At 33.1% G+C, this 17,868-nt stretch carries 13 protein-coding genes; 6 read left to right on the forward strand and 7 right to left on the reverse strand.

Annotated features, from left to right (window positions below):
- Nucleotides 1-11: 11 nt before the first annotated feature.
- The 4 genes from IPO86_08725 to surE are packed head-to-tail and all read right to left on the reverse strand — an operon-like array spanning nt 12 to nt 2,918.
- The gene (locus IPO86_08725; GenBank protein MBK9728184.1) at nt 12-650 is read right to left on the reverse strand and encodes a hypothetical protein; all 639 of its coding nucleotides are present in this window, start codon (nt 648-650) and stop codon (nt 12-14) included.
- A 1-nt stretch (nt 651) separates the two neighbouring features.
- A complete protein-coding gene (gene lpxB / locus IPO86_08730; GenBank protein ID MBK9728185.1) occupies nt 652-1,791 on the reverse strand; it encodes a lipid-A-disaccharide synthase in 1,140 nt (379 codons plus the stop codon).
- Nucleotides 1,788-2,099: a hypothetical protein gene (locus IPO86_08735; protein MBK9728186.1), complete on the reverse strand. Its 312-nt coding sequence runs from the start codon at nt 2,097-2,099 to the stop codon at nt 1,788-1,790. The genes lpxB and IPO86_08735 overlap by 4 nt, the downstream gene beginning before the upstream one ends.
- A 51-nt stretch (nt 2,100-2,150) precedes the next feature.
- The gene (surE, locus tag IPO86_08740; GenBank protein ID MBK9728187.1) at nt 2,151-2,918 is read right to left on the reverse strand and encodes a 5'/3'-nucleotidase SurE; all 768 of its coding nucleotides are present in this window, start codon (nt 2,916-2,918) and stop codon (nt 2,151-2,153) included.
- A gap of 69 nt (nt 2,919-2,987) precedes the next feature.
- Here surE and holA point away from each other — a divergent pair, with 69 nt between their 5' ends.
- The 5 genes from holA (at nt 2,988) to IPO86_08765 (ending at nt 13,756) form a co-directional block, all read left to right on the forward strand.
- Nucleotides 2,988-3,989 (forward strand): DNA polymerase III subunit delta, encoded by a 1,002-nt coding sequence (gene holA, locus IPO86_08745; protein ID MBK9728188.1) that lies wholly within the window; start codon nt 2,988-2,990, stop codon nt 3,987-3,989.
- Nucleotides 3,990-3,997: 8 nt separating this feature from the next.
- Nucleotides 3,998-9,532 (forward strand): hypothetical protein, encoded by a 5,535-nt coding sequence (locus IPO86_08750; GenBank protein MBK9728189.1) that lies wholly within the window; start codon nt 3,998-4,000, stop codon nt 9,530-9,532.
- A gap of 4 nt (nt 9,533-9,536) precedes the next feature.
- Nucleotides 9,537-11,876: a penicillin-binding protein 1C gene (gene pbpC, locus IPO86_08755; protein MBK9728190.1), complete on the forward strand. Its 2,340-nt coding sequence runs from the start codon at nt 9,537-9,539 to the stop codon at nt 11,874-11,876.
- 97 nt (nt 11,877-11,973) lie between these two features.
- Complete coding sequence (locus IPO86_08760) at nt 11,974-13,041, forward strand: PorV/PorQ family protein (GenBank protein MBK9728191.1); 1,068 nt, start codon at nt 11,974-11,976, stop codon at nt 13,039-13,041.
- Nucleotides 13,042-13,300: 259 nt separating this feature from the next.
- Complete coding sequence (locus IPO86_08765) at nt 13,301-13,756, forward strand: cold shock domain-containing protein (GenBank protein ID MBK9728192.1); 456 nt, start codon at nt 13,301-13,303, stop codon at nt 13,754-13,756.
- A 158-nt stretch (nt 13,757-13,914) separates the two neighbouring features.
- On the opposite strand, the gene IPO86_08770 is transcribed toward IPO86_08765, so the two are convergent.
- Both IPO86_08770 and pepT read right to left on the reverse strand, forming a co-directional pair.
- The gene (locus IPO86_08770; protein MBK9728193.1) at nt 13,915-14,559 is read right to left on the reverse strand and encodes an LON peptidase substrate-binding domain-containing protein; all 645 of its coding nucleotides are present in this window, start codon (nt 14,557-14,559) and stop codon (nt 13,915-13,917) included.
- Nucleotides 14,552-15,799, reverse strand: coding sequence for a peptidase T (gene pepT / locus IPO86_08775; GenBank protein MBK9728194.1), 1,248 nt, complete (start codon nt 15,797-15,799; stop codon nt 14,552-14,554). Before pepT ends, IPO86_08770 begins: the two co-directional genes overlap by 8 nt.
- 81 nt (nt 15,800-15,880) lie before the next feature.
- On the opposite strand from pepT, the gene IPO86_08780 reads away from it, so the two are divergent.
- Nucleotides 15,881-17,173, forward strand: a complete 1,293-nt coding sequence (locus IPO86_08780; GenBank protein ID MBK9728195.1) for an NAD(P)/FAD-dependent oxidoreductase — start codon at nt 15,881-15,883, stop codon at nt 17,171-17,173.
- Here IPO86_08780 and IPO86_08785 read toward each other — a convergent pair.
- A complete protein-coding gene (locus IPO86_08785; GenBank protein MBK9728196.1) occupies nt 17,170-17,691 on the reverse strand; it encodes a hypothetical protein in 522 nt (173 codons plus the stop codon). The two genes, IPO86_08780 and IPO86_08785, sit on opposite strands and share 4 nt — an antisense overlap.
- Nucleotides 17,692-17,868 lie beyond the last annotated feature (177 nt).

Genomic DNA, 17,868 nt, shown 5'->3' on the forward strand with positions numbered 1-17,868 from the left:
TTTATTCAAAACTAAAATTTCATATTTTCACTATCACTCGATCTGATTTGAAACAGTTTATATAACATGATGCCCATGTTTCTAAAAGCTTTGATTTCATGGATTGGGCATAATTTATTGGATTGATAAATAATAAAATAGTAATTCATAGCTTCCATATGGAAAGCATTTTGCCGGGATAATAATTCTAATACCTCTTTAGAAAAATAATATCGGATTACTTCTTCAAATTCACCTTTTAAATGAAATTTTTCGGAATATTCAGGAAAATTCGAAAAATCTATATCTTCAAAACCTAAATAAGAAATTAATTTAGTAAAAAAGTCTTCTGGTTTTTGGTAAAATTGAGGAAGAGAAAGTGTTTTTGAATTTACAAATAATACAGTTTGATTAAAGCGCACACTAGACTTTCCTGTTGAAATCACATATTCAAAATCAAATAAATGATTTTGCGAATTAAGTTCCGATTCAGAAATTAAGTTTGTAATTTTTTGGGAAGACCCATATTGAAATAATTTAAAATCACTTAATTGTTGAATAATCCCAGTATTATAATTCTCCTGGTATGATAAATTCAATTCAGCAGCGATGCGATTCATTTCTTCAGCACGGTTATTAGAATTCCCTAATAGTTTCCGCAAAAAATTCATTTTAATAATTATTTAATTCTGGTTGATTTAAGTCTTTTAGGATTTCAGCTGCAACTTTTTCGTAGCAATTGTGTCCATCGAGCATTTTTTGTATGGATTCAAGATTATATTTTATTCGTTTTCTGATTTGTGGATCTTGAAATTTTCTGAATTCGGATTGTATCGCCACTGGCGTACAATCATCCTGAATAAGTTCTTGAACAATTTTTTTATCTGCTATTAAATTAACTAAACTAATATATTTTACTTTAATCAAACGTTTGGCAATCCAATACGAAATTTGACTTCCTTTATAACATACAAGCTCAGGAACTCCAAATAATGCAGTTTCTAGGGTTGCAGTTCCAGATGTTACCAACGCCAGGTGTGCTTGATATAATAAATTATAAGTGTCATCATAAACTATTTGAGCCTTTATACCTGATTTTTGGATATGGTACTCATAAAGCTCTTGATGGTGAATTAAGCCAGCGATCACAATTTGATATTTGCATTCGTTTTTTATCCCATCAAGATATATTGGCAATAGTTTACTTATTTCTTGCTTTCTACTTCCAGGCAATAATGCTATAATGGATTTGTTTGTTAGTTTATGTACTTTCCTGAATTCAGGATTAAACTTAAATTGTTTGATGGTTTCTAGCAAAGGATGTCCAAAATAATAGGTATCTATTCCATGTTTTGAAAAAAATAATTTTTCAAATGGAAGGATTACAAAAAGTTTTTTAACATACTTTTTTAAAATCAGAACCCTTTTTTCTTTCCATGCCCAGGCTTGTGGCGCAATATAATAATAAACAGGAATTAAATTTTGGTGCGCCCATTTTGCAATTCGAAGATTAAATCCAGGATAATCTATAAGGATAATGGCATCTGGTTTGAATTCTAATATTGATTTTTTTGTAATTTTAAATAAATCTAATATCGTAAAGAGATTTTTAAGCACTTCAGTAAAACCCATGAAGTTTGTTTTCTCATATCGGATATCAAGTTGAACCCCGGCAGATTCCATATTATTTCCTCCCCAACCTCGAACATCAATAGATGGATTGCTTTTTTTTATTTCTTTTATCAACTGTCCTCCATGCAAATCTCCAGAAGCTTCCCCAGCGATGATATAAATTTTTTTTGCCTGGATCATCCTAATAAATCGAAACCATAAAAATACATCCACAAGGCTACATAAACTAAAGTTGGAAATACGATTCCGCGCATAGCATCCAGCATCTGTTTTTTATTAAATATTTGCAGGGGTATTACATTGCAAATGATGGCAAGTAAAGCGATCGTGCGTTCTCTAAAATTTTGAGCCATTCCACTAGAATTAAAAATTTCATAGTAATCTAGTTTATCATAGATCATTAAAATAATTCCATAACTCGCGAATGGAACACAAAGACCAATTAAAATACCAAACCAAACTTTGTTATACGGACTCGGAATATTCATACTTAAGATTTATTTAGAATACAACAAATTTATTCAGGATTAGATAAACAATTATTTTTCATAAAATTTATTTGATTCAATTGCTTTATATACAGTTAAATCATGTCCAGAAGGGACAACACTAATATAGCCATTTTCTAATGCCCAAATATCAGTTTCTTCAGAAGGATCTGTAGATACAAATTTACCGGTCAGCCAGTAATAAGGTTCATTTCGAGGATCTTTGGCTTCCATAAATTCTTCGTCCCATCGCCCTTCAGCTTGTTTACAAACTTTAATTCCTTTGAGTTCTTCTTTTTTAAGTTTCGGAATATTGACGCTCAGTAAATTACAATTATTTATTCCATTTACGAGTGCTTTTTCAATGATCTCCTGGATAAATCCTTCTGCAGCTGTAAAATCTGCTTCGAATGAATAGTCTAGTAATGAAAACCCAATGGAAGGAATATTTTCTAAAGAAGCTTCCATCGCAGCAGACATAGTGCCTGAATAAATGATATTTATAGAAGCATTGGAGCCATGATTTATACCAGATAAACAAATATCAATAGTTCGGTTTTTTAAAATTACATTTTTTGCAAGTTTTACACAATCTACTGGTGTTCCGGAACATTCATAAGCCTCAATACCTTCTAAAGTATGAATTTTATGCAAACGGATAGGCTGATTAATTGTTATTGCATGACCCATTCCAGATTGTGGACTATTCGGAGCAACGACAATGACTTCTCCAAATTGTTTGGCAATATTTACCAAGGCAATAAGACCTGGTGCAAAAATGCCATCATCATTGGTTACTAATATTAATTTTTTTCGCATAAATGACTTTAAATTCCGGCTAAAGATAAGGAACGACTGATTAACTTTACAGCTACTATTCAAGAACTCATGGAATTTAAAGAACTTATTAAGGAAATTTCCAGTGCGCATTGCAAACCCATTTACGTAGTCAGTTCTGAAGAATTATTTTTTGTAGATAAGTTAATTCAGTTCATTGGTACTCAAATTTTAAGTAAGGAGCAACAAGAATTCAATCAAAGTACATTATACGGTAAGGAAACGAGTGTCAATGCCATTATCGACCTAGCTCGGGAGTATCCATTTATGGGAGAAAAACGAGTGATTTTGGTTAAGGAAGCACAAGAAATTAAAAATTGGGAAGCACTCATTCAATATGCTAAACATCCTTTGAATAGTACACTCTTAGTGGTGTGTTTTTCAAAGAAGCCAGATGGGCGATCTTCTTGGGTTAAACAATTGAAGGAAAGTGGGTATTATCACGAATGGAAAGGATTGTCCGATTTTCAAATTCCAGCGTTTATTAAAGAATCTGCAAAAGAAATGGAACTGGTATTAGAGGAAGAAGCTCAACAGTTGCTGTTAGAATATATTGGGAATGATTTAGCGAATATCATAAATGAATTGGAAAAATTGAAATTAATTCGCTCTCAGAATAAAAAAATAACGAAAGAGGATATTGTTAAATATATAGGAATAAGTAAAGAGTATAATGTATTTGAGCTCCAAAAAGCAATTAGTACAAAAGATCATCGCAAAATTTATTGGATTAGTAATAATATGGCACAACATCATAAATCGAATCCACTGATTGCAACAATAGGGGCACTATTTAATCATTTTCATAGAATTTGGATATGTAAAATTTATCAGAAAATGAATGATGATGACTTAAATAAAATTCTTAAATTAGCTTTTAAGAATTTCATTAAAGAATATCGTGATGCAGCTACTTTATATTCACTTGCAAATATAGAATCTGCATTTCAATTACTATCAGATTATGACCTGAAGATTAAGGGGCTTTATAACCGGAGCGCTACTGAAAAGGATCTTTATCTTGAATTAGCTTTAAAAATTTGTCAATTATAAATATAAAAATGATGCATCAAATCAAGCGTTTTTTAGTTTGTTATTTTCTGATTACCTGCATGTTCTCCTGTAGCAAACAGAAAGTAAATCTTATGAATGATAATTTTGAAGCTTATAAAGATTATATTAGTGCATATTCTGCAGGAATATTGAAGCGAAATGAAGCGGTGCGAATAGAGTTTACAAAGCCTGTAATAACGGCTGATCAAATTAATCTGGAATTAAATTTATCCTCCTACAAGATTTCACCTTCACTGGAAGGAAAATGTATTTGGAAAAGCGTCAATATTTTGGAATTCTATCCAGACAAACAATCGCTTAGAGAAAATCAAGAATATCAGTTTTCATTAGATATTAAAACATTTTTTCCTGAAATCAGTGAATCTTTAAGAACGCTTTCCTTAAATTTTAGCTATTTACCTCTTGAAATTTCAGTAAAATGGCAGTTTCCAAGAATGATTTCGGATCAACCCGATAAAATGTACCTTACAGGAATACTCCGGGTGAACGATATTATAGAACCTGGAAAGATTTTAGAATCTTTTGAAATTAAAATGAAGTCGGGACAAAAAATCATTCCTCATATTGAGGTTTCGGCATCAGATCCATTTCAATATGAGATTCTTATTAAGCCTATTGACAGACAGGCTAATGTAGCAGATCAATTGCAAGTTCAGTGGAAACAACATTTTAATGAGGATGCTAAAGTTTTAGACTCGAAATTATTTCAGATTCCAGCATTAAACGAATTTGTTGTGATGGGCGTAGATGATGCAGGAATTTCCCAGCATAATATGACCATTTATTTTTCTGATGCATTGCTTGAATCTCAAGATATTCGAGGTCTTGTTGTATTAAAGGGAGATTCCGTTGCCTTAGAACTCACGAAGGATAAAGATTTAATAAACGTACACATACCAGACAGTTGGGATGCGAAAAAAGCGATTTTGTCTGTAAGTCATTTAATCCAATCTAAAGATCCTAATAAAAAACTTATTGCATTTGAGTATCCATTTGTACTTAACCCAAATCCGCCTGAAGTTAGATTTACAAATACGGGGAGTATTTTGCCTTATTCTAAAAATATTATTTTACCATTTGAAGCAATTAATTTGCATACTATTGAAGTAGAGGTATTTAAAACATTTGCAAATAATGTTTTATTCAATATGCATCTGGGGTTTAACGACGATTATGATGGTTATAATATGGTACGACTTGGTAGAATTGTAAAGCAAAAAATTATTAAATTAGAGGACTTGTCTCAAGGTAGCAATGAAAAAGAATGGAAACGATATGGATTAGATTTGAGCGAATTAATAGAAGCAGAAATTGGTGCTTTTTACCAGGTTAGAATTTGTTTTAAACCGGGCTATAGTAATTATTATTGTGCTGGTGGAAAACCTGAAATGCCGGAAGATTATTATGATGAATATACCGGTGATTCTAAGATAAAATCATTTTGGAGAGCTTACGCTTATTATAATTATTCAGAGAATGGAAATAATGACACGCAGGATCCTTGTAATTTGAGTTATTACTATAAAGATCATTTCGCTAAAACCTCTTTCTTTGCTTCAAATCTTGCAATGATTGCAAAATCATCAGACCATGGTGGGGATTGTTTTGTGGCAGTTTACGACGTTCAAGATGGTTCACCTGTAAAATCTGCTGAAATTACATATTACGATGCGCAATTACAAATTTTAGCCTTAGAGAAAACAGATGGAAATGGAACTGTGAATATAGTGCTCCCAGTTAAACCAGCATTTATTGTTGCAAAAAGTGGTAAGCATATTTCGTATTTGAAAATTGAAGAAAATAAATCTTTATCTCAAAGTGAATTTGATATTAGTGGTGTTAAATTGCAAGAAGGATTAAAAGCTTCTTTATATACGGAACGAGGAGTATGGCGTCCTGGTGACACAATATACTTTAGTGCTATTATTCACCAAATTGAACGTCCCATTCCTGCTCAATTTCCAGTTGAATTGACAATTTATAATCCTCAAAATCAAATTATATTTAAGAAACAAAAAGCGGATCATTTAATGGGTTTATATGCATTTCAAATACCAACTAAAGAGACGGATTTGACAGGAATTTATAAGGCTCAATTAAAAATAGGACTCTCCGTTTTTGAAAAAAATCTATTGGTTGAAACCGTAAAGCCGAATCGCTTCAAAGTCGAATGGCCATTTCAAAAAGAATTTGCAATGGAGTCTTTTTCAAGTGGAATTCCATTTTCAGCAAAATGGTTGCATGGTTCACCTGCAGATGGAAAACAAACCAATATTTCCGTGAAGTATCAAATGGTTACTCCTGATTTTAAAAAGTTTGCTGGATACGTTTTTATCGATCCGGAATCTAAATCCGTAACTGGGGAACAAGAAGTTTTTAATGCTAGATTGAATGAAAAAGGAGAAGGCCGTATACTTTTTCCAGGAATAAAAGATGTGGTCAAATCAGGAAAATTGCGAACCACTTTTATAACCCAAATTCTGGATGATGGTGGTGATCTAACAACAGATTATTTTGAATCCACAGTGTCTCCATTTAAAGAGTTTGTCGGTGTTAAATTACCAGAAAATCCTTATGGAAGACAAATATCTGTAGGTGTTGATCAGGAAGTTAAAGTGGTGGTTTTGGATGCTGATGGCAAAGCAATTGCCAACCGGGATGTTTCCATAGAATTGTTCAGAGTGAGTTATGAATGGTGGTATGAATTGCGGAGTGGTCACATGGGAGATTATCAACGCAATATACATCAAGAAAGACTTCTGAATCAAACAATTAAATCTGATCAAAATGGAATAGCAACCATGAAAATTAATTTGAAAGAATATGATCGATATTATATTAAAGTTACAAATAAGTATAACGGGTATGTCACAGGAGAATATTTTTATACGGGTTGGAATTATAATAGCGATTCGAAAGAATTTGTAAATATACTATCATTTAAAACCGACAAGGATAACTATGGAATTGGTGATAAGGTAAAAATTGATTTGCCAGGAGCAACAAAAGGCATGTATTTGATTTCTTTTTTGAGAGGTACTAAAATTTTAAAAACACAAAGTGTAGCAGCTAAAAAAGAAAAAACACCTTTTGAATTTCAGGTATCTAAAGAGATGGCGCCAAATATTTATGTAGATGTTTCCTTTGTTCAAGGACGTTTAGAAAAAAAGAATGATTTGCCATTGAGGTTATATGGTATTATACCTGTTAGAATTGAAGATTCTGATAAGAAATTATTGCCAATTATTAAAATGAGTGACAATATTCGACCAGATGAAAAATTCACAATAGAAATTTCCGAAGAAAAATCCAGGGAGATGGTATATCAGTTATATGTTGTCGATGAAGGATTATTGAATCTAACTCGGTTTAAAACACCAAATCCGTATAATGATATTATGGCTAAGGAAGCATTATCTTTAATGACCTGGGATAATTTTAATGAAATTATTGGGAATTTGGATGGTGAAATGGAACGTGTTTTTAGTATTGGAGGTGACCAGGCTTTGAATAAGTCACAAGAACAAAAAAATAAACGTTTTAAACCGATAGTTCTGAATTCAGGTCCGGTGGTCCTTAAAAAAGGGGAACGGAACAAGCATGAATTTGTGATTCAAAATTACATTGGTTCTGTACGTGTGATGATTATTGCAAATGAGCAGAATGCATTTGGTTCAGCAGAAAAATCAGTCGCGGTAAAGAATGAATTGATGACGCAATTGACAGTTCCTCGGGTCTTTGCCTATAATGATGAAGTCTTGATTCCTGTTACGGTGTTTGCATCAGATGAACGTGTAAAAAATGTACAAGTAACATTAGATGTTAAAGGAAAAATACAATTGACAGATCCACCTGTACAGAATATTTCATTTAAGCAACTCGGTGATCAAACTGTTTTTTTTAGAGTGAGAGGGAATGGAGGAATTGGAAATGCAAGTATTACAGCAAGCGCAAAAAGTGGAAGTTTTAATGCAAGCAATACAATTCATTTTTATGTTGATAATCCGAATGTTTTGAGTCATGAAGTGAAGCAGTTTTGGGTAGAACCAGGTCAAGAAATTCATGAAAACATTGGAGCTTTTGGTATGGAAGGAACGCGTTCTGTGAAATTAGAAGTTTCAGGTCTTCATGGCTTATCCATTCATAAATTATTGGATGATTTAATTCAGTATCCGCATGGATGTTTGGAACAAATTACATCTGGAGCATTTCCTCAAATATTTTTGTCTTCTTTAGTTGAGTTAAGTGTTGAGCGGAAATCAGACATCACAAATAACATTCAAATTGCAATTGACAAACTGAGAAGGTTTCAGTTATCCGATGGTTCTTTTAGCTATTGGCCTGGTTTGGAGGACTATTCTGATTGGAATACAAGCTATGTCGGCCACTTTCTTATAGAAACAAAGAATGCTGGTTATCGGGTACCAGATGATTTATTAAAATCTTGGTATAATTTTCAACGATCAAGATCCAACGCATTTGTCTCAAATAAAAAAGGGCTCTATCATCGACCAGAATTAATGCAAGCATATCGACTGTATACGATGTCTTTGTATGGAAAACCAGAATGGAGTGCTATGAACCAGCTCTTTCAGAATAAAGGAAATGATCTAATGACATCCATTTTATTAGCTGGTGCTTATGCTGCTTCTGGTAAAAAAGAGATTGCTACTCAGTTAATTTCAAATTTGGCATTCAATGAATTAAATTATTACAGAGAGCTTGCCTACAGTTATGGTTCCAATACACGAGATGAGGCTTTAATCGCGCAAGTGCTTGTCCTTTTGGATAGAAAATCTGAAGCCTCTAATCTATTGAAAAAATTAATTCAAAGAACTTCATCTAATTATTTTTATTCAACACAGGAAATGTCGATGATATTGGTTGCTGTGGCAAAATTAAATGGTGATAACAAAGATCATAAAATGAAATTCAGTTACAAATGGAATACAACGCAATTAATGACAGAAACTGGAACGCAATCTTATTTTGTAGACTTAAAGCCTGCGTCAAAACAAACATTTGATTTTAAAAATTTAAGTAATTCTGGTGTATCTGTTTCTTTAGTACAATATGGTAAAGAAACTTCAATTGCAAATATGGATAAATCAAATGGATTGAAATTGAAGTATGAAATTGTTTCTGGAAACTCAAAGGATCTAAATTTTGAATCAGGTGACCAACTCAATATTCGGGTAACTGTTAGCAATATGGGCACGAATGGAAGATTGGATAATTTGGCTTTAAATCTGGTGGTTCCATCTGGAATTGAACTTGAAAATCGCAGGATTGGTGGCATCGATTCGAAGAATTCAAGAGTAGATTATCAGGATTATAGGGATGCTAAAATTATTAGTTACTTCAGTTTAAATACTGGAGAAACAATGGCGTTTAATTTTCCGGCAATTGCTGCTTATCCTGGAAAATATATAGCTCCTGGAATTTATTGCGAAGCAATGTATAATCCTTCCATATATGCCGCATACAGATATGGAGTTATAAATATTAAATCGAGAAATTAGTAGCTTGCGTATTCTAAGTTGGATAGTTTGTAGTGCATTTATAGTTTGGTTTGCATCCATGGTTTATGCACCTTATTTGATTCGGGATTTGAAATTTTCACCAGTACTTTATAGTAATGACCATACATTATTAGCTGCTAAAGTGAGTGCTGACGGCCAATGGCGTTTTCCGGTCACATCAGATATTCCAGAGAACTATAAAATAGCATTAAAAGTTTTTGAAGATCAGCGATTTGATTGGCATGTCGGTTTTGATCCGGTGTCAATTTTTAGAGCAGCAGTACTTAACATCGAGAACGGAAAAGTAGTTTCTGGAGGTTCCACTATTTCTATGCAATTAGTTCGTTTGTTAATGCGCAATCCGCCACGCACATTTTTTAATAAATTGAAGGAATTTTGGTTAGCTATAGGTTTAGAATTTAATTTTAACAAGGATGAAATTCTAAAATATTATTCAGGAGTTGCTCCTTATGGTGGAAATGTTGTAGGAGTTCAAGCTGCCATTTGGAGATATTTTCAAAGAGCTCATTTGCAAATGTCATGGGCAGAAGCAGCTTTATTTGCAGTTCTGCCAAATCAGCCTTCCTATATTCATCTTAAAAAAAATCGTGCGCTATTGTTAAAAAAGAGAAATGCACTTTTAGAAAAATTATACTATAAGCATTTTATTGAAAAAGAAATTTTGGAACTATCATTATTAGAGCCAATTCCAGATCAAATATTTTCGATGCCGCAATTATCCCAATTATTATTAGAGCGTTTAATAAAAATGTATCCTGGGCAATTTCAATTTGAATCTACCATGGATCCAATTATTCAAGACAAGTTTATCAAGATTGCAAATCAATATGCCAGAAATTTTAGACAAAATGAAATCCATAATCTAGCGATCCTTTTAGTTGATAATAATACACAAGAAGTGAATGGTTATATAGCGAATGCTATTGACACTGCCGCTTCACTTAAAAATCAAAGTGTAAATAATATACATTCTCCCAGAAGCTCAGGAAGTATTTTGAAGCCATTACTATATGCCTGCAGTCTGGATCGGGGCATTGTTACACCAGAATTATTGATGCCTGATGTGCCAACGCTTATAGCTGGATTTCGTCCTGAAAACTTTTCCCGTACGTATGCAGGAGCCGTACCCTTAAATAAATGCTTACAACAATCTCTAAATGTTCCAGCAGCTCGTTTGTTACGTCAATTTGGCGTTGCAGCATTTTATCAAAGATTGCAACAACTAGGATTTTCAAATTTATTTAGACCCGCAGAAGATTATGGCTTATCCCTTATTTTAGGTGGCGCTGAAGTAAGCTGCTGGGATTTGGCAAAAATTTATGCTGATTTAGCATTTCAGCTCAACAGTTTTAATAATGGAATAAAATCAATTCAAGATCCTTTTAAGTTGAAACTATTGAAGCAGGAATTACCTTCTAAGGAGCGCGCTAGGGATCCATTTAGAATTTCAGTGGCTTCAATTTATGAAATGTTTTCTGCTCTGCAAGGAGCACAATTACCCGATGAATTTTCGACTGTATTTTATGAAATGAATAAGCATAGAATAGCTTGGAAAACAGGAACCTCATTTGGTTTTAAAGATGCGTGGTGTGTAGGTGTTACACCAGATTACACAATGGTTGTTTGGGTTGGAAATTCGACCGGGGTAGGTAGACCCGGTTTAATTGGTGTGCATACTGCAGCGCCTATGCTTTTTGAATTATTTCAATCTTTAAATTATACAGCCGATTGGAAAAAACCAGTGGGTGAAATGTATCCTCAAATGCTTTGTAAACAAAGTGGGCATCCTATCAATAAATATTGTTCGGATTCAATTTCAATATTACATCCATCAAAAAATTTAGATATTCCTTTATGTCCTTACCATCAAAAAATATTTACGGATGTAGATAAAAAATTTCGAGTTTATAGAGATTGCGAGATAAATTCAATTTCAGCTACCTATTTTAATTTGCCTGCTGTACTTGAATTTTATTATAAACCGCATCACGGTGATTATCAAAGTATTCCTCCTTTGCGAAAAGATTGCGTGGAATATGGAGGCAATAAAGGGAGTGTTATTGAGTTTATTTATCCTGACAAAGGAACCGAAGTATTTATACCAATTGATTTGGATGAATTAAGTAATAAAATGGTACTCAAAGCCGCACATAAGGATGGTTTTGCAGTCGTACATTGGTTTATGGATGATCAATATTTAGGTTCTACAACAAATGGAAATCATGAATGGGCAGTATTGCCACAAGCTGGAACGCACCAATTTCTTATTGTGGATGAAAATGGAGCTTCGGCATCTGCAAAAATTCAATGTTACCGGAGGTAGTAATTGTGCAATATAACAGCTTAGAATGGCGTTTTAAAGAGAGCGTGATACATATTATAAAAAAGTATTATATATTTGCAATACCTAAGCCCTGACTATGAAAATTAATATAGCTTTTGTTTTAATTTGGCTTTCACTTAATCTTGTTGCACAAGCACCTAAATTTAGTAATGATTTCTTAAATATTGGTGTTGGTGCGAGAGGTATGGCGATGTCAGGAGCTGCTGGAGCGCATACAACAACAGTTCAAGCTGCCTATTGGAATCCTGCTTGTCTTCCATATAATAGTGCTACTTTTCAGGTAAGTGCACAACATGCAGAATGGTTTTCTGGAATCGGTAATTATGATTATGTAGGTTTTGGTAAGTCTCTCGATGAAGAATCAAGAAGTTTTGGTGCTTTAAGTTTGATTCGAATGTCCATTGACCAAATCCCAAATACGCTGAGATTGCGAGGGCCTGATGGCAGTATTGATTATAGCCGGATTGAGGAATTTAGTGTTGCCGATTACGCATTGCTGGTTTCTTATGGTCGAAAATTGGGAACAGGTCCCTGGTCTTTTGGTGCAAACACAAAAGTTATTCACAGAAGTTTTGGTTCGTTTGCGAAAGCTTGGGGATTTGGAATAGATGCTGGCCTGCGATATACTTCAGATCATTTTTGGTTTTCAATCATGGGTAGGGACATTACAACTACATTTAATGCTTACAAATTTAGTTTTACAAATGAAGAAAAAGCGGTTTTGCAGCAAACAAATAATGATATTCCCATTAGTTCTGTGGAATATACCTTGCCAAAAATAATCAGCAGTTTAGCTTATAAGATGCGGTGTTCAGATAAAATTTATCTTTTATCAGCATTGGATCTGGAATTTTCAGGGAATGGTACAAAATCATCCTTAATTTCTTCGTCAAAATTTAATGTGGATCCTAAAATTGGCTTTGAATTGGATTATAATCAACGCGTATTTCTAAGAGTAGGGGCCGGTAATTTTCAGAATGTACTGGCAGATGATGGTTCTGGATCAAAGGATTTTTCATTTTACCCAACTGCTGGTTTAGGTTTGAGAATTGCAAAAATTACAATTGATTATGCGATGACGAATATTGGAAACGCTGGTTTAGGACTTTATTCTCATTATTTTTCATTGAATCTAGATTTTTAAGCTCTGCGGAATTTTTACCCTAAATCTTTCAACATTGAACTTTTCTGGTTCAAATTTGGTTCACACAAATAGGGATATGATATATTTATAAGCTAACTGTGATTTTGTGTTGATTCTGTATTTATCTTTAAAATGGATGAAATACAGTTCAAAATCTAGTAGATCGGTCATTATTTTATATCTTTGCTTATTATTTAATCATCTGTTTCTTCACTTAATTATTCATTTGACTAACCAGATACAAAACCAGTAATTATTTATGGGTAGAACGCAGGAAACTTACAGTAAAAAGGAAAATGAGAAAAAAAGATTAAAAAAGAGACAGGATAAAAAAGAGAAACAAGAAGAACGCAAAGCAAATTCGAAGAAGGGTATGGGCCTTGAAAATGAATTTAGCTATGTAGATGAAAATGGAAATGTAAGTTCAACCCCGCCAGATCCCAAAAGAATGATTTCCGTTAAACGGGAAGACATTCAGCTTGGTATAAAAAAACAAGACCCAAGTGAACGTGCGGATCCAGTTCGCACAGGTGTCGTTACATTTTTTAACGAATCCAAAGGTTATGGATTTATCAGAGATCAAAATTCTAAAGACAGCATTTTTGTTCATGCAAACAGTCTGAATGTGCCTTTAAGAGAAAATGATAAAGTAAGCTTTGAAGTCGAGAAAGGCAAAAAAGGTCCTGTTGCTAAATCTGTTACAATAATTAAATAGTAACAAATTTATCTGCAATCCAGAAAGATCAAGGTATTTGCTTGATTTGATTCAGAATACGGTTAAATTTTATAAAAATTTATACCCTGCCTTCCGAAGGTAAAGCATTGCAATCTATAAATTTTAAATTTGCTTTAGTAAGGTTTATTGTGTTTGACTTATTTCAAGTCCTTTAAATTGAAATTTCGGAATTCACCATTCATGTTCATTCGCTTCAACCATTCTTGTCTTTGTTTGCTTTGTTCGATCATATAATCTAACTGTTGAATCAATTTTTCAAGTCTTTCTTTTTCTGTTGCCAGGCTACTAAAACGATATTCTTCTTCTAGTGTAAAGCCAACTATATGGCCTAGTTTATAACTTTGAAAAGTTTCCCATGAAATTTGGTGATATGGTTTCGCTTTGTTTATATCACACAAATTGTTAAACAATTCCATGACTTCATAAGTCATTTCTTTTTCTTCTGCAACATCTGGTTCTAATATTTGAATATCTATAGCTGAGTACAATTTACCAGGCCATTTGCTATACTGCTCAAGCACCTTAAATTGTCCCATACAATGTAACTTGATATCCATTCTGCCATCATCATAAACTTTTACAATCTCAAGTAATTTAACAAGCGATCCAATGTTCATCATTCTGCTTTCGATGACGGGTGTTATTCCAAATACAATCCCTGTTTCTTTACAATCATTTATGAGTTGTTTATATTGAGCTTCAAAAATATGTAAGCGCAGTTCTTCGTCTGGAAAAACAACTATTGGTAATGGAAAAACTGGTATTTTTTGATTTTTAGGCATTCCGTTCACAGATTTGACAAATTCTAACAATGACCTCCGCAGCTCTTTGCATATCCTGCTCACTAACCCATTCTTTTTTTGAATGAATACCGTGTTCGCCAGCAAAAATATTTGGACAAGGTAAACCCATAAAACTCAAACGACTTCCGTCTGTACCTCCTCGAATTAATCCTTTTATTGGTTTTATGTTTGCTTCCACAATAGCTTGCTCTACATATTCCACCACTTCTGGGTGATTATTTAAAATTTCTTTCATATTCCGGTATTGTTCGGAAACTGTAAATGTGTATTTACTATTTGGATAATTCAGCATAACTTGTTTCACAATTTTTTCCAAATAGTTTTCATGATCCATAAGTTTTGAAGTTTCAAAATCCCGAATGATAAAATACAAACTCGATTTCTCAAGTTCAGATACTACTTTGACAGGATGAATAAATCCTTCTCTACCTTCCGTTACTTCAGGAATTAAATGGTCCTTTGGAATATTTGCAATTATTTCGGCTGCTATTTTAATCGCATTTTCCATTTTCCCTTTAGCATACCCGGGATGCGTACTGACTCCTGTAATTTCAATATGAACTGCATCTGCTGAAAAGGTTTCATCTTCAAAAGCTCCAAGTTCTCCACTATCCATAGTGTAACCAAAGTCTGCCCCGAGTTTTTTCATATCAACATGATTCACCCCACGACCAATTTCTTCATCCGGTGTAAATAAAATTCGAATTTTACCATGTGCAATTTCAGGATGATTTTTTAAATAAATAGCGGCTTCCATAATCGCGGTGATCCCTGCTTTGTCATCAGCCCCTAATAAGGTCAAACCACTGGCGGTGATGATAGTTTCTCCTTGCTTTTTACTTAATTCTTTAAATTCTTCCGGACTAATCAGGATACTTGAATCATCCGGTAGCCTTATTTCCTGCATTTGATAATTCTGATGCAATATAGGTTTCACATTTGTACCACTGCAATCTGGCGCAGTATCCATATGTGCACAAAAGCAAATGGTAGGGATGTTTCGGGTGCTATTTGAAGGGAGGCTGGCATAAATATAGCCATATGCATCCAATTCCACATCTTCTATATTCGCTTGCTTTAATTCTTCAAATAATAGTTTTGCTAAATTAAGTTGTTTCATAGAAGAGGGAACGGTTTCTGAACTTGGATCCGCCTGAGTATCAATCATAGCATACCGGATAAAACGTTCTGCAGTGGTTTTAAAATCTGTATAATTCATAATTTGGGTATATAGTTTGTCTTCAAATCAATTTTGATTCTCAATTGTTTAATAAGCAACAAAATTAAACAATCCTGCATTATGCCATTCAATATTCCTACATCGACCAAGCCAAGGTTGGTGATCATTGGTGCCGGATTTGCCGGTTTTACACTTGCCCACAATTTAAAATCTCGGGATTTTCAAATTGTCCTATTGGATAAAAATAATTATCATCAGTTTCAACCATTATTTTATCAGGTAGCAATGTCGGGATTAGAACCAAGTTCTATATGCTTTCCATTGCGTAAAAATTTCCAAAATCAAGATGCATTATATGTCCGGGTAGCAGAAGTACAAAGAATTGATACCATTCAAAAAAAAATTGAATCCAATGTAGGTTTTTTAAATTATGATTTTTTGGTTTTAGCTATGGGTGCTGAAACAAATTATTATGGCAACCCAAATTTTGAAAAATATAGTATTCCATTAAAATCAGTTTCGGAAGCATTATATTTAAGAAATTCTATTCTAGATGATTTGGAAAAAGCGGTTACAACATTACATTTGGAAGAACAGGAGCACTTATTAAATATAATAATTGTTGGAGGTGGCCCAACAGGAGTAGAATTGGCGGGAGCTTTAGCTGAAATGAAAAGACATATTTTACCTAAAGATTATCCAGACTTAAATTCTCAAAAAATGGAAATTCACGTGATCCAGGCATCAGATCGTTTATTAGACACAATGTCAAAGAAGTCTTCCCTTAAAGCATATCAGAATCTTATAAAAATGGGGGTTCAAATTCATCTTAATGAAAAAGTATTGGATGTTTTTGAAAATAAAGTTTCATTATCAAGCGGAATGCAGCTGATTGCAAATAAAATTATTTGGGCAGCAGGAGTAAAAGGGGTTCCTATATTTGGTTTACCAGAAAGTAGTAAAGCTCCGGGTTCTAAAATAAAAGTAAATTCATTTTGTGAAGTTGAAGGCGTCGATGGTATTTATGCAATTGGTGATTTAGCATACCATGTAGATGAAAAATTCCCAAAAGGATTACCTGGCCTGGCTCCTGTAGCACTACAACAAGCAAGATATTTGGCGAAGCAACTAATCGCTCAACAGCATGCTGAAAGTAAATCCCCGTTTATTTATATTGATAAAGGAAGTATGGCAACAATCGGAAGAAATAAGGCAGTCATTGATTTTAAAAATATTTTTTTAAGTGGATTTATTGCTTGGATTGGCTGGCTATTCATCCATATTTATTATTTAATCGGTGTGCGCAATAAAATAATCGTTTTTATTAATTGGACTTGGAATTATATTTTCTATGATCAGGCTTTGCGGCTTAATATTAAACCAAAAACTACGAATGTCTTTAAGGATATTTAGGCTTGATTTAATAACAGTTTCGAAATCATTTCAACATTCGTTCTGTTTTGACCCCAATCAAAACATTGAAATCTAAATCTAGGCTTACTTGAAATTTCAAGTAGTGTATTCATTTCTAATTGCCCACTAAATTTAATGCAAATTATTTCACCCCAGGATGCGTTAGATTCATAACTCTCTATTTCTATTTTTTGATCTAACAGTTGCCCATTTTTTCCATCCATAAATGAATTATTCTTGATTACTAAAAAGGCGTCTTTAAGGGTTTTAGTATATGGAATTATTTTAAATTGGCTAAGCTTAAAGTGTTGATCCGTAAAACGCTCAATGCCCAATTTTTTGAGATTATTATAGGTGTAATACGTAAATATAGAGGACAGAAACAAACTGGATAATAAACCAATTTTAGTCTGAATTACAATCTTACCAAATAAAAGCCATAGCATTAAATCTACAAGCATAAATGCAATGAAAAAAAAGCCAAATGACTTTAAGTACAATTTAAAAATAGGATTCATTGTTTTGAAATAAAATTTCTCATTTTTTAATGCTCTCAATTCTAAGCATTGATAGTTCTTATACAAAGTCTAAAAACCGCTTCAGTTTAAGAAGCAGTTTTTAGACTTTGATCAAATAAATTTATCAATATTTTAAAATTATTCTAAATTTTAATTTCGATCCAACAAATTGGAAAG

The organism is Saprospiraceae bacterium, assembly GCA_016717265.1.
In the GTDB taxonomy this organism is placed as follows: Bacteria; Bacteroidota; Bacteroidia; order Chitinophagales; family Saprospiraceae; genus Vicinibacter.